The 14,176-nt window shown below is 68.7% G+C and carries 7 protein-coding genes and 2 tRNA genes; 3 read left to right on the plus strand and 6 right to left on the minus strand.

The genetic code is table 11. The features are described 5' to 3' along the window. On the plus strand, positions 1 to 557 hold a 557-nt coding region (locus ACSQ2D_RS00005), incomplete at its 5' end, for an RICIN domain-containing protein (protein WP_435983967.1). Between the two features lie 92 nt (positions 558 to 649). Here the strand turns inward: ACSQ2D_RS00005 and ACSQ2D_RS00010 are convergent. Then, on the minus strand, positions 650 to 3,928 hold the full coding sequence (locus ACSQ2D_RS00010; protein ID WP_435983968.1) for a hypothetical protein: 3,279 nt from the start codon (positions 3,926 to 3,928) through the stop codon (positions 650 to 652). A 257-nt stretch (positions 3,929 to 4,185) separates the two neighbouring features. Between ACSQ2D_RS00010 and ACSQ2D_RS00015 the strand changes: the two genes are divergently transcribed. Next, positions 4,186 to 6,627 carry a hypothetical protein gene (locus ACSQ2D_RS00015; RefSeq protein ID WP_435983969.1) on the plus strand — a complete coding sequence of 814 codons (2,442 nt, stop codon included), beginning with the start codon at positions 4,186 to 4,188 and terminating at the stop codon, positions 6,625 to 6,627. A gap of 150 nt (positions 6,628 to 6,777) precedes the next feature. After that, the gene (locus ACSQ2D_RS00020; protein WP_435983970.1) at positions 6,778 to 9,855 is read left to right on the plus strand and encodes a DUF3427 domain-containing protein; all 3,078 of its coding nucleotides are present in this window, start codon (positions 6,778 to 6,780) and stop codon (positions 9,853 to 9,855) included. Positions 9,856 to 10,074: 219 nt separating this feature from the next. Here ACSQ2D_RS00020 and ACSQ2D_RS00025 read toward each other — a convergent pair. From ACSQ2D_RS00025 to gyrA, 5 genes are all read right to left on the minus strand, one after another. Next, positions 10,075 to 10,150: transfer RNA gene (locus tag ACSQ2D_RS00025), tRNA-Ala, on the minus strand. A gap of 18 nt (positions 10,151 to 10,168) precedes the next feature. Further along, entirely contained in the window at positions 10,169 to 10,348 is a 180-nt protein-coding gene (locus ACSQ2D_RS00030) for a DLW-39 family protein (RefSeq protein ID WP_435983971.1), read from the minus strand. A 29-nt stretch (positions 10,349 to 10,377) separates the two neighbouring features. Further along, positions 10,378 to 10,454, minus strand: a tRNA-Ile gene (locus tag ACSQ2D_RS00035). A gap of 179 nt (positions 10,455 to 10,633) precedes the next feature. Next, complete coding sequence (locus tag ACSQ2D_RS00040) at positions 10,634 to 11,305, minus strand: DUF3566 domain-containing protein (RefSeq protein ID WP_435983972.1); 672 nt, start codon at positions 11,303 to 11,305, stop codon at positions 10,634 to 10,636. After that, entirely contained in the window at positions 11,302 to 14,112 is a 2,811-nt protein-coding gene (gene gyrA, locus ACSQ2D_RS00045) for a DNA gyrase subunit A (protein ID WP_435983973.1), read from the minus strand. Before gyrA ends, ACSQ2D_RS00040 begins: the two co-directional genes overlap by 4 nt. Between the last annotated feature and the right edge of the window lie 64 nt (positions 14,113 to 14,176).

Genomic DNA, 14,176 nt, shown 5'->3' on the forward strand with positions numbered 1-14,176 from the left:
CCGGCGCGGCCTACCCGACGGTCGCGTACCGCCTCTACACGATGACGGTGCGGCTCGACCCGGCCAAGGAGGTGGCGGCGGTGACGCTGCCGGCCAACTCGGCGGTGCACGTCTTCGCGATGACCGTGGGCACGGAGGAGGTCGTGCCGCCGCCGATCGCCGACGGGCAGTACTCGCTCGGCAACGTCGGGTCGGGGCTGGCCCTCGAGGCGCCGGGGTCGGACTCCTCCCAGCTCGGGACGGCGGCGGTGTCGTCGTCGGCCTCGCAGAAGTGGGTCGTGACGCTGCAGGAATCGGGTGTCTACCAGGTGAAGAACGCCCAGAGCGGGCAGTGCATGGACGTCTTCTCCAGCTCGCAGACGTCGGGCGCGCTCGTCGGGCAGTACACGTGCACCGGCACGACGAACCAGCAGTGGACGATCACCCGGTCGGGCACGCAGCTGAAGCTGACGGCCAAGCACAGCGGGCTGTCGCTCGCGGTCGACGGCTCCGGCAAGGTCGTCCAGGTGACCGACACCGGCGCGGCGACCCAGCGCTGGACGGCGACGGCGAACTAGCCGGCGCCGGTTGGGGCCGGGTCGGGCCCGGTTCGAGGTGTTGCGCGCGTGGAGACGCGCACGCGAACACCTCGAACCGGGCCCTCGCTCTGTCAGCGCCGCACGTATCCCTGCACGTCGGCGACCAGCTGCGTCCCGGCACCCGTGTGGAGACTGACCCGGCCGTCCGTGCCGACCTTGACCAGGACACTGTTGGAGACCGTCTGGCCGGCAACGAAGTTCAGCGTCGAGGTCGGTGGACGGCTCGACCCGCTCGGGTAGGCCGTCACCACCCCGGGCGCCCCGGGGGCCGTGACGGTGACGTTGAGCAGCACGGCGGTCACCCCGGTGGCGGGGACGCCCCCACGACCCGTGACCTGGAGCCCCACCACCTGACCTGCAGTCAGTGCCCTCTTGGGCGCCCCGAGCCCGGTCCGGGTGTCGAGCACTCGGGCCGGGGTCAGGGCCGTGAGGTCAGAGGACGACGGGAGCCAACCGGCCACGTCCACGACGACGTCCGAGGCCGAGTGCGAGTAGATGCGGACCTTCCCACCGTCCCCGAGCTTCGCCACCGTCATGCCCGACACGACCGCGCCCTTGGGGACGTTGACGTTCGAGGCGTCCGGCCGGGCCACGCCCGTGGGGTAGACCGTCAGGAAGCCGGGAGCCGACGGGCTCACCGCGGTCACGTTGAGCACGGCCGAGGCGGCACCGGACGGCACCCCGCCGCGACCGGTCACCTGCACGTCGACGCTGCCACCCGCGGGCACACGCACCTTCGTGGCGCGCGTGTCCAGCAGTCGTGCCGGAGGGAGGGCTGCGTAGTTGGGACCGGTTGGGTAGTAGCCCGCGACGTCGACGACGGCGTTGCTGTCGGCGTGCGAGTAGATGCGCGCCTTCCCGTCGCTGCCGAGCGTGGCCACGACCTGGTTGGCGATCGTCTGGGACTTGGCGTAGTTGAGGGTCGAGGCTGCGGAGCGTGTCGTCCCGGACGGGTACACGCTCATGAATCCGGGTCCCGCCGGGGTCACAGCCGTCACGTTGAGGACGACGGCCGACGCGTTCGCCGGCACCCCGCCCCGTCCGGCCACCTGGAGCGCGAGCTCGTGCCCACCTGTGATCGGGGCCTTGACGCTGCCGAGTCCCGTGCGGGTGTCGAGGATCCGGGCGGGCTGGAGCGGGACGTAGGAGTCGGCGAGGACCGAGACGACACCGGTGATGGTAGGACTCCCCGTGACGTCGAGGGCGCGACCGCCGGCTCCCTCCGCCGCCAGCGTCCACGTGTAGGCGCCCGCCGGGACGATCTTGCCGACCGCGTCTCGTCCGTCCCAGTCGACCACGGCTTCGCCCAGCGCGGCGTATGCCGGGGCGCACGGCTTGGTGATCACGCTCGCCCCGGCGCTGGTGCTGATCGTGAGCGAGCAGCTGGTCAGCGGCTCCGTGAAGACCCACTCACCGCGCCATGGCGACGGGCTCGAGCGGTAGCGAGTGCTCGGGGTGATCGGGTTGCCCTCGTGTCTGGGGGCACGGGGAGCGCGCGGCAACGCCACTGCCTTACCCTCGCCGGTGACGTCGTCGGTCCAGTAGATGCCGGAGCTACCGATGTGCATGGAGTCCCACCCGGGTACGGCCAGCACCGAGGACCCGCTCGATGTGTCCCAGACCGTCCGGGCCGGCCCGTTGTCGGTCAGGGCCGTGGTGACGACGAACTCGTCGAACGTCGACTGTGAACCGGGGCGAGAGACGCCCGGGATCACTCCGTGCACCCCTGTGCGCCACGCGTACCACCCGACCTGCTGCGTCCCGCTCGAGGCGCCCCCGTCACCGAACGCGTAGACAAGCAGCTCGGATCCGACTGCCAACGGCGTGATCGACCAGCCGGACGGCAGTCCCACCATCGCCGGGGTCAGCCAGGTCGAGATCTTTCCCGTCCCGAGGTCGACGCGACGGATGCTGCCGGCTCCTGAGTCGGCGGCCGCATACGGTCCCCAGAAGGTGCGCGCACCGACGATGCCGTAGTCGCGCCACGTTCCGGTCACCACGTCGTAGAAGCGGTTCGGGCCAGCGCCGGGACTCGCATCCAGGATTCGGTGCCCCGACATGCCCACGGGCCAGTAGCTGGGCCCCGTTGATCGCGTGACCACGCCGTCGTCCACTGCGATCCTCCCGGTCGTCTTGTCCTGGAAGGCCGTTCGCCGGCCGTCAGCCACGACGTTCGGGTAGGTGGACGCGGCAAGCCTGTCGGGCGGCCCGATCCCCAGTGGCGAGCGTTCGAGCACGGATGCCGAGCGCACGGACCAACCGCCGTCGAGGTTGTCGCTCCACAGGACACGCCCCGGCGGGAGGCTCGCCTCGTAGGCCCAGATCCTGGACGCCGGGGCCTGCCAGACACGCGTCGCCGTGGTGCCGTCCAGCCGGTAGACGCCGCCAGCAGCCCCGGCGGGGACTGCGGCGAGCACGACGTCACCTGTCTGCCGCACCGACGTCGCGTCGCGCAGCCCCGGGAGCTCAGTTGGACCTCCCCCGAGGGGGATCGAGAGGAACTGGTAGCCCGTCTCTCCCCGGACGCTGAGGTAGGTACGAGACGGTGTCATCAGGGCCGATCGGACCGAACGCGCAGGCACCAGGGCCGTCTCCGTGCCGGCGCCGTCCCGCCGGTAGACGGTGCCCCGGTAGACCCCGTCGTCGTCGCGTGTGGTGCGCAGGTAGACGAGGGCGTGCCCGTCCCGAGCCACGACACCGAACCTGTCCAGCGAGCTGACGGGCGAGGACATGAGCTGCTCGAGCGAGCCGCCGTCGCCGGTCAGCCGGAAGACGTGCACCTGCGTGAGGTGACGTCCGATCACCGTCCATCCGTCGGCTTGGCAGGTCGCCGTGACGGTCAGGGCCTGGGCAGGGTCCTCGGGGTCGACGACGGAGGCGACGAGCGCGTCGTCGCCGGTGCGCGCGTCGATCCTGTGCAGCTCGACCGTCCGCTGGCCGTTCGTGGCGACCACGTCCTGCGACTCCAGCCATCCCGCCGGAGCCCCGCTGAGGAGGGTCCTGCCCGGCGCGAGACGGCGACTGCCCTGCTCATCCGTGAGGTCGTCGTGCCAGCGGACAGCGCCGAACTTGTCGTCCAGGCCGGACGCCATGGAGCCGCAGCCGTTCAAGGCTGCTCGAGCCGGCAGGGCCAGGGTCTCGGCCGTGCCGTCGGGACGGACGAGGAACTGCTCCTGGTCACCGCGCAGGTGCAGCCCCACGTCCGTGGCCCCCGTGGGCACGGGCGTCGAAGGGATCGACACCGATCTACCGGTCGCGATGGTCTGGGTACCGATGGGGTCGCCGCCCGCCGATGGAGCGGCCGTCGCGCCGGGCACGGCGAGGGTGGCTGCGAGGACTGAGGTCGTCACGGCGATGGCCGTGGCAACCCAAGATGGTCGTGTGAGCACGTCTTCCCCTGTCACCTGCAGCGATGTCCGACGAAGTATGCCGCGCGCTGGCGCGAATCGGTGACGTTCCTCGCAGATCAGCCACACCGCAGGGAATCGTGACCAACCGTCCTCAACAGGGAGGGTGCTACGTCCCAATGGTGTCGGTCTGCGCTGCTACCTTCTGCTCGCGCCGGTAGCCGCCGGAGCACAGGGGACTCACAGAAGGCACCTCACACATGCGTTCAGCACTGCAGCGCGTGGGAGCGGCACTGGCAGGGGCGTTGATCGCCACCTCGGTCGTCGCGGCTCCCGCATCCGCCGAGCCCGCCACCCTCTCGGGGACGGTCGTCGACGACGCCACGGGCGCCGCCGTCCCGGCCTGCGTCACCGTCTACGACACGTCCTACTCCTACGTCGACCAGGCCTGCACCGACGACCTCGGCGCGTGGAGCGTCACCACGACCGAGTCGGGTGTCGCCTACAAGCTCGAGATCCAGCCCAACGACGGCATCCACCTGGCCGAGTGGGCCTCGGACGCGGATGGATTCGACACGGCCACCGAGATCGTGGCTCCCGCGACCGTCCCGTCGCAGGTGACCGAGGGCGCCGTCATCACGGGGCACCTCACCCGGTCCGACGGCTCTCCCGCGGACGACACCACGGTGTCGCTGTGGCCCGAGAACGCTGCTGCCGCAACCGGATCCGCCTACGTCTGGGAGGGCACCTGGCGCGCGCTCGTCGCTCCGGGGAGCTACCAGGTCGAGTTCAGCAACCAGCCGTTCCACCAGTGGGCCACCGGTGCCGCCGACCGTGGCGCGGCCGCGGTCTTCACCGCGACGGCCGGTGAGGAGACGACCGTCGACGACGTCCTGACCGTCGAGGAGGCGGTGTCGCTCCAGGGGACCATCACCGATGCCAAGACCGGAGCGCCGCTCGACGGCTGCGTGACGGCCTACGCGGCGGAGACCTACGACTACGCCTCGTCGGCGTGCACCGGATGGGAAGACGGCACGACCGGCCAGTGGAAGATCTACGGACTGCCCGTCGGGGCCGGCTACAAGATCGAGGCCACCAGGTACGACGGGATCCACCTCGGCGAGTGGGCCCAGGACGCGTCCGACTTCGGCACGGCCGACGAGTACGTCACTCCGGCGACCGTCGACGTCGCCCTCGGCACCGGCAGTGCTCTGACCGGCACCCTGCGCGGCACCGACGGTCAGCCCGTCGAGGGCGGCTACGTCTACATCGAGCCCGACGACGGCTCACCAAGTCTCTACGCGTCGATCGAGATGGACGGGACGTGGCGGTCCGTCGTCGCTCCCGGCGCCTACCGCGTCGAGCTCTCCTCCGGGGGCGCGGACCAGTGGGCCGTCGGCGCCTCGACCCGCGACGAGGCGACGGTCTTCACCGTCGCCGAGGGCGAGACCGTCGACGCCTCCGACCAGCTGCTCCCCGGAGCGCAGGTCACCGGCGCCGTCACGACCACGACGGGCACCCCCGTCGAGGGCGCGTGCGTCGACATCATCCGGATGCCCGTCGTCGACTGGCCCGAGACGGCCGGTCAGGCCTGCACCGACGCCGCGGGCCACTACGAGGCCGACCTCTGGAACGGTGGCGGCACCTTCACGGCGCGCATCTCCGACCCCGAGGGCCGCTTCGTCGGGGAGTACTACGACGACAAGGCAACCCTCGACGCCGCCGACACGTTCACCGTCGTCCGTGGCCGGCCCGCGGTTGTCGACGCTGCTCTCGCGAAGGGCGCGACGATCACCGGTCTCTCGGTCGACGCCAAGCTCGGCACGCCGCTCGAGGGCGCGTGCCCCAGGGCGTACGTCGGTCACGACGGCGACCGCGTCGACGGGCAGGTCGCGACGTGCAGCGACGCGTCCGGTCGATGGACGATCGCTGGCCTGCCGGCAGGGTCGTATGCCGTCCACCTCGGGATGGGGGAGGGCCCCTACCCGTCGGGTGACGTCTGGGCGTTCAAGGCGACCTCGCAGGCGACGGCCGACCTGATCACGGTCAAGGCCGGCGCGACGAAGACGATCCGCAACGTCAAGATCGACCCGCCGGTGACGCTCTCGGGCCGGATCACCGACCCGTTCGGCAACCAGGTCGAAGGGGCAACGGTCAACCCGCGCGGACAGCTGCCCGACCGCAGCGGTGAGTGCTTCGACTGCGCCACCACCGACGCGGACGGGCGCTACACGCTCGGCCCGATCGCCTCGGGGACCTACCGTCCCGTGGTCTACACGGGCTACTTCAGCTCGGGGACGTGGGCGCCGGAGTGGTCGGGCAGCTCGACGACGTACGAGGGCGCGACGCCGATCACCATCAAGGCGGGGCGGTCCGCCACCTTCTCGGCACAGCTCGCGCCCGCCAGCACGATCGCCGGCGAGCTCGTCAACGCCGACGGCTCGCCCGCCGGCGAGGGATGGATCGGCTTCGTCGAGAGCTCGACCGGTCGACACATGGGTGACTTCGACGTGTTCGGCGGCAACACCTTCCGACCCGTCACCCTGCCGGCCGGCGACTTCCGCATCCACCTGCGGAACGCCTACACGGGCGAGGAGGCCTGGTACGACTCGTCGTCGACCGAGTCCGGAGCCACCGTCGTCACCCTCCGTGAGGGCGAGGACCGCTACCTGACGATCCATCTGCCGGCGTCGGCCGGCTGAGTCGACCGCCGGGTCGGGCCCGGTTCGAGGTATTCCACGCGTGGAAACACGCACGCGAACACCTCGAACCGGGCTTTCTGCACGTCGGCGTCAGGTCGACACGTCCGGCAACGCGGTTCACACACGGTAAATCGCCGGTAGGTTTCAGCCGTGGAACAGGGGCTTTATGAGTCGATCGTGACGGAGGCGCTTCTCCGGCGGCTGCAGGCCTTGCCTGACGACCTCGCGGACCGCCGGCCCCTCCATCGGGCGGAGGCCGCCGACCGCATCGCGATCCACATCGGCCGTGAGGTCGAACGAGCACTGTCAGCCGTTTCTGACGAAAAGCGCGTTGAAGTGGGAGTCCGCGTCGCACGGGCAATCTTCGATCAGCTCGGCCAACTTTCCACTGCCGACGTCGACGAGAGCCCTGTCTCCGGTGGCGAGGTACTGCGTGGCGTTCTGACCCGTCTACCCGATGGGCGACCGCAGCCGGTCGACGAGCCGCTGACCCCGCTGCTTGACACTGCGCTTCTCACGAATGCACCGGGTGAACCGAATCTGTGGAAGCAGATCCAATCCGAGATCGCCTCAGCGGACTCGATCGACGTCGTCATGGCGTTCGTGCGCCGAAGCGGCATCAACCCACTACTCGAAGCACTGCGGCGCCATTGTGAGGCGGGCAAGGAGTTGCGGCTGCTCACGACGATCTACACGGGATCGACGGAGGGGTCCGCACTGGATCGGCTCATCGATCTCGGTGCCCAAGTGCGTGTCTCGTACGACACGACAACGACGCGTCTCCATGCCAAAGCCTGGGTGTTTCATCGCCGTACGGGTTTCTCGACCGCCCTGGTCGGCTCGTCCAACCTCACCCACTCCGCGCAAGCCACAGGTCTTGAGTGGAACGTTCGCGTGTCCGCGGCCAGGAACCGACCCGTCATCGACAAGTTCGCCGGCACCTTCGATGCCTACTGGTCGAGCGGCGAATTCGTGGACTACGAGCCCGACCAATTCGAGGAACAGGTTCGGACAGCCACGTATAACCCTGCGGGACCGAAGGTCATCCTGAGCTCCATCGAGGTAACGCCGCGGCCCTTCCAGGAGCGGCTCCTGGAGTTGTTGACTGTCGCGCGGCTGCACGATCGTCACCGCAATCTGCTAGTAGCAGCGACGGGCACGGGGAAGACGGTGATCGCCGCTGTCGACTATGCGCGTCTGCGTCCAACGCTCACCCGCTCACGTCTCCTCTTTGTCGCGCACCGCGAGGAGATCCTCGACCAGAGCATGGCGACATTCCGGCACGTCCTGAGAGACGCCTCCTTCGGCGAGAAGTGGGTGAGCGGGTCCCGACCACGGGAGTTCCAGCACGTCTTCGCTTCGATCCAGAGCCTGAATGCCACCGGAATCGACAACCTCGCACCGGACCACTTCGACATCGTCATAGTTGATGAGTTTCACCATGCGGCGGCTACCAGTTACGCGCGGCTCCTTGAGCGCCTGCGTCCGGTCGAGCTGCTGGGACTGACCGCCACGCCTGAGCGCTCTGACGGCCTGCCGATCCTTCATTGGTTCGACGACCGGATCGCCGCTGAACTGCGCCTCTGGGATGCCATCGAACAACAGCATCTGGTGCCGTTTCAGTACTTCGGGATCCACGACGGGATAGACCTGCGAGACGTCCCCTGGCGGCGGGGCGCCGGTTATGACGTAGGCGCCTTGAGCGACGTCTACACCGGCAACGACGCCTGGGCTCGCCAAGTCATCCAGCAGGTCCAACGCTTTACTGATCCCGGCCAGATGCGCTGTCTGGGCTTCTGCGTCAACATTGAGCACGCCCGGTTCATGGCCCGAAAGTTCGAAGAGCACGGGATCCCGGCGGTTGCCGTGTGGGCAGACACACCCGGCACGGCTCGCGAGCAAGCCCTGCGGGATCTCGCGTCAGGATCAGTACGGGCGGTCTTCTCCGTCGATCTGTTCAACGAGGGCGTCGACGTGCCCACCGTCGACACCGTGCTCATGCTGCGGCCCACTGAGAGCCCGGTGCTCTTCTTGCAGCAATTGGGCCGCGGACTGCGTAAAGCGCCGGGCAAGAGTGTCTGTTCGGTGCTCGACTTCGTCGGGACCCATCGCAAAGAGTTCCGCTTCGACCGTCGCTACCGCGCTTTGCTCAACGTGACGCGCCGTGAGCTGGAGTCGGCCGTCGTCCAACAATTCCCTTATCTGCCGGCAGGCTGCAATATGCAGCTCGATCGCGTTGCCTCAGACATCATCATTCGGAGCCTTCGCGAGGCGATCCCGTCCCGATGGCCGGCGAAGGTGGAAGAGTTCCGCTCCCTGCGTCACCGGGTGCCCGATCTCGGCTTGGCCCGGTTCCTTGACGAGTCGGGTCTTGATCTCGACGACATCTATGGTGGCAATCGCAGCTGGTCCGATCTCGTTCAAGCGGGTGGAGGCTCGACGAAGCAGCCTGGACCGCGTGAAGAGTCCTTGCGCCGGGCGGTGGGTCGAACGCTTCACGTGTCAGACCCTGTGCGCTTGAACGCCTATCGCTCACTCGTCTCTCACTCGAGGTCGCCGCTCGTCGCCACCATGGCAACGGCCGAGAGACGCCTTGTGCACATGCTGGTGGCCTCACTTGCCGATCAGCACATAAAGGCGGAGTCATTGCAGGCCGCAGTCGATCTGGTGTGGCAGCACCCGCAGGTCCTATCCGAGCTCAGCGAGCTGTACCCCATTCTTGACGGTAGATCAGATCACGTTTATGCGCCCTGGAGTGACCGTGAAGACGTCCCTCTTCAGGTTCACGCCCGATATACGCGCTCAGAAATCCTTGGCGCTTTTGCAGGAGGGCCAAACGCAGTGCTGCCTCCTTGGCGAGAGGGTGTGCGTCACCAGTCGGATGCCCAGTGTGATCTGCTCGCCTTCACGCTGGACAAGACCAACGGCACATTCTCCCCCACCACGCGATATCGCGACTATGCCATCAGCCCAACGCTCATCCACTGGGAGAGCCAGTCCGGCACGCGCGAAAGCAGTCCGACGGGTCAGCGCTACATCAACCACGAGTCGATGAACCACTCGATCCTGCTCTTCGCTCGTATGCGCCAAGACGATCGCGCGTTCTGGTTCCTCGGCCCCGGGCGTTACCGCGGCCACACGTCCGAACGCCCGATGGCCGTCACCTGGGAGTTGGACCACCCGCTGTCCGGGGACTTGTTCGCAGCCTTCGCCGCCGCCGTAGCCTGACGCTGCCAGGCGCCGGCTAAAGGGCATTCCCGGTCTGGCGCGCTCGGGCCCAAAGTTCGGGACGTCGCCCTGTACGCGAAACGTCGCACCTAACCGGGCTTGCTTGTCGCGCTGGACGTCCACCGCGTGGCGATGACGACGGCGCCCGTCGTTGCTGGCCTTCCGGGGTACGGGCGTGAAAGAGCCCCTCCCCGGATATCGGAGAGGGGCTCTGACGTGTGGTGGAGCCAAGGGGACTCGAACCCCTAACCCCCTGCTTGCAAAGCAGGTGCGCTACCAATTGCGCCATGGCCCCGAGTGGGGGAGAGCGGCCTCAGGACGAGGTGTTGGCCTCGTCGGTCGCCGTCGGAGCGGTGGCCGGTGCGACGGGCGCCTGCACGTCGTCGGTGGCCTGGGTCCACAGGTCCTGCTCGGCCTGCTGCTGCTTCGCCTTCTTGCGAAGGAAGACGACGCCGGCGACGGCTGCACCGACGAGGGCGAGACGCTTCAGCATGCGAGGGATCCTCTCCGTGGTGGCGGTGATGGTGGGCCTAGGAGGACTTGAACCTCCGACCTCTTCCTTATCAGGGAAGCGCTCTAACCGTCTGAGCTATAGGCCCATCGTCACCTTCGCGCGGCCGATCCACCTCGTCAGAGATGACGACCGGACGCGAGGGGAAACGTTACCCGATGCACCTCGCCTCATACAAAACGGCCCCCGCCCGCGAGGGTGGGGGCCGCCTGCGTATGCCGTGTGGCCGCGTCCGAGACGCCGGCCGAGGACCCGCCGGGGCGGGTCTCAGTCGTCGGTGAGCGTCAGCTGCACGCCGCCGACGAGCGCCGAGCAGATGTTGTAGAGGAAGGCCATGACGGTCGCGATCGCCGTCATGAGGATGACGTCGATGACGCCGATGACGATCGAGAGCGACACGACGCGGCCGAAGCCGACGTAGTCCTTGATCGAGAACGGGTCGGACGTCGTGGTCTGGAGCGACTGGAGCACGCCCTCGATGTCGGTGAAGACGTTCATCGTCGACAGGATCATCCACAGGACGGCCGTGAGGATGACGCCGGCGATGCCGAGCGCGACGGAGAGCAGGAAGCTCATCTTCATGACCGACCACGGGTCGACGCGCGCGACGGCGAGGCGGACGCGGCGCGGGCCCTTGGGCTTGCGGTGGGCGGTCGTGGTGCGCGCACCTGCAGCGGCCGTCGTCGACGCCGCTGCACCGGACTGGCCGGAGCCGACCCGCTGCGTCGGGGCGGTGCGGTTGGTGACCGCCCCCCGCGAGAGCGACGTGGCCTGGTCGGTGCCCGAGGCGCCCGACGTGCTGCCGGACGACCCGCTCGAGCCGCTCGAGGCGTAGTAGGAGCCGTTCTGGCCCTGGTCGTCGGTGAAGCCGGAGCCGCTGCCCGTCCGAGTCGACGTGCCGGGGCCGCTCACGGAGCCCTCAGGGCTGGTCGCGCTCATTCGTCACCTCCGTTGTCGGTGTCCGACGAGCTCGCCTCGTCACCCGACGTCTGGTCCGACGGTACGCCATCGGCGCCGGGAACCGTAGCGGGCGCTCCCGGAGCGGACGACGCGTCGCCGGCCGGAGCGACGCTCTCACCGTCGGCGCCCTCGCCGTCCTCGACCTCACCGACGACGATCGCGGACTCGGCGTTGCGGGCCACGGCCACGATCGAGTCGCCCTTGTCGGGCGTCGCGAACTTGACGCCCTGCGACGAGCGGCCGGTGTGGCGCACCTCGTCGACGCGCGAGCGCACGATCTTGCCCTTCTCCATGACGACCATGACCTCGTCGGTGTCGATGACGGTCAGGGCTCCGACGAGGTCGCCGCCCTTCTCGGAGAGCTTGGCGACCTTGATGCCGAGACCGCCGCGGCCCTGGAGGCGGTACTCCGAGACCGGCGTGCGCTTGGCGAGGCCGTTCTCGAAGACGACGAAGACGTCGGGGCTCTCGCCCTCCTCGACGACCGACATGGCGAGCAGGTCGTCGCCGTCGCGGAACTTCATGCCCGTGACACCGGAGGTCGAGCGGCCCATCGGACGCAGCGCCTCGTCGGTCGCCGTGAAGCGCACCGACTGGCCCTTGCGCGAGACGAGGAGCAGGTCGTCGCGGTTGGAGGCGAGGCCGGCACCGACGAGCTCGTCGCCCTCGCGGAGGTTGACGGCGATGAGGCCGCCGGAGCGGTTGGAGTCGTAGTCGGCCAGGCGGGTCTTCTTGACGAGGCCCGCCCGGGTGGCGAGGACGAGGTAGTCGGCCTTGGCGTAGTCGCGGACCGCGAGCACCTGGGCGATCTGCTCACCGGGCTGGAAGGCGAGCAGGTTGGCCACGTGCTGGCCCTTGCTGTCGCGCGAGCCCTCGGGCAGCTCGTACGCCTTGGCGCGGTAGACGCGACCGAGGTTGGTGAAGAAGAGCAGCCAGTGGTGGGTCGTCGTCGTGAAGAAGTGCTCGACGACGTCCTCACCGCGCAGCGAGGCTCCACGCACGCCCTTGCCGCCACGCTTCTGCGAGCGGTACTGGTCGACGCGGGTGCGCTTGGCGTAGCCGCCACGGGTGATCGTGACGACGACGTCCTCCTCGGGGATGAGGTCCTCCATCGACATGTCGCCGTCGAAGGGCACGATCGTCGTGCGCCGCTCGTCGCCGTAGCGCTCGACGATCTCGGCGAGCTCCTCGCTGATGATCTCGCGCTGGCGCACGGGCGAGGCGAGGATCGCGGTGTACTCGTCGATGAGGGCCTGCAGCTCGTCGTGGGCCTCGATGAGCTTCTCGCGCTCGAGGGCCGCGAGGCGACGCAGCTGCATGTTGAGGATCGCGTTGGCCTGGATCTCGTCGATCTCGAGCAGCTCGATGAGGCCGTCACGGGCGACGTCGACGGTGCGCGACCCGCGGATGAGGGCGATGACCTCGTCGAGCCGGTCGAGCGCCTTGAGCAGGCCGCGCAGGATGTGGATGTCGGCCTCGGCCTTGCGCAGGCGGAACGTCGTGCGCCGGACGATGACCTCGACCTGGTGGTCGACCCAGTGCCGGATGAAGCCGTCGAGCGGCAGCGTGCGCGGCACCTCGTCGACGAGGGCGAGCATGTTGGCGCCGAACGTCGTCTGCAGCTGGGTGTGCTTGTAGAGGTTGTTGAGCACGACCTTGGCGACGGCGTCGCGCTTGAGCACGATGACGAGGCGCTGGCCGGTGCGGCCCGAGGTCTCGTCACGGATGTCGGCGATGCCCGAGATCTTGCCGTCCTTGACGAGGTCGGCGATCTTGAGCGCGAGCATGTCCGGGTTGACCTGGTAGGGCAGCTCGGTGACGACGAGGCACTGGCGGTTCTGGATCTCCTCGACCTCGACGACCGCCCGCATGATGATCGAACCGCGGCCCGTGCGGTAGGCCTCCTCGATGCCCTTGTGCCCCATGATCAGCGCGCCGGTCGGGAAGTCCGGGCCCTTGATGATGCCGAGCAGCGCCTCGAGGAGGTCCTCGCGCGAGATGTCCGGGTGGTCGAGGTAGTACTGCGCGCCGGCTGCGACCTCGCGCAGGTTGTGCGCGGGGATCTGCGTGGCCATGCCGACGGCGATGCCGGCGGAGCCGTTGACGAGCAGGTTGGGGAAGCGGCTCGGCAGGACGGCCGGCTGCATCGTCTTGCCGTCGTAGTTCGGGACGAAGTCGACGGTGTCCTGCTCGATGTCGCGGACCATCTCCATCGCGATCGAGGCCATCCGGCACTCGGTGTATCGCGGGGCGGCGGCGCCGTCGTTGCCACGGGAGCCGAAGTTGCCCTGGCCGTCGACGAGCGGGTAGCGCAGCGACCAGTCCTGCACGAGGCGCACGAGGGCGTCGTAGATCGCCGAGTCGCCGTGCGGGTGGTAGTGACCCATGACGTCGCCGACGACGCGCGCGCACTTGTTGTAGCCGCGGTCGGGGCGGTAGCCGCCGTCGTACATCGCGTAGACGATGCGCCGGTGCACGGGCTTGAGGCCATCACGCACGTCGGGCAGGGCGCGACTGACGATGACCGACATGGCGTACTCGATGTAGCTGCGCTGCATCTCGGTGTTGAGGTCGATCGGCTCGACCCGGTCGTGCTGGCCGATGTCGGCCGGCACGACGACCGCGCTGGCGTTCGGGTCGCCCTCGTCGTCGTCCGCGTCGGTGGCGTCCGGGTCGGGCCCGAGGATGTCCTCGATGCTCTGGTCGGGCGTCTCGTCACCGGACGTCTCAGTGTCGGGCGTCTCGTTGACGTCGTCTCCGTCGTTGGGAGGCAGGTCGTCGCTCACGTCAGATCCCTTTGTCTCTCAGTCACATTCGTACAGTTCGTGGGGCGCCGGTGATGGCGTATGC

The sequence above is a fragment of the Terrabacter sp. LjRoot27 genome (assembly GCF_964254175.1).
GTDB lineage: Bacteria > Actinomycetota > Actinomycetes > Actinomycetales > Dermatophilaceae > Terrabacter.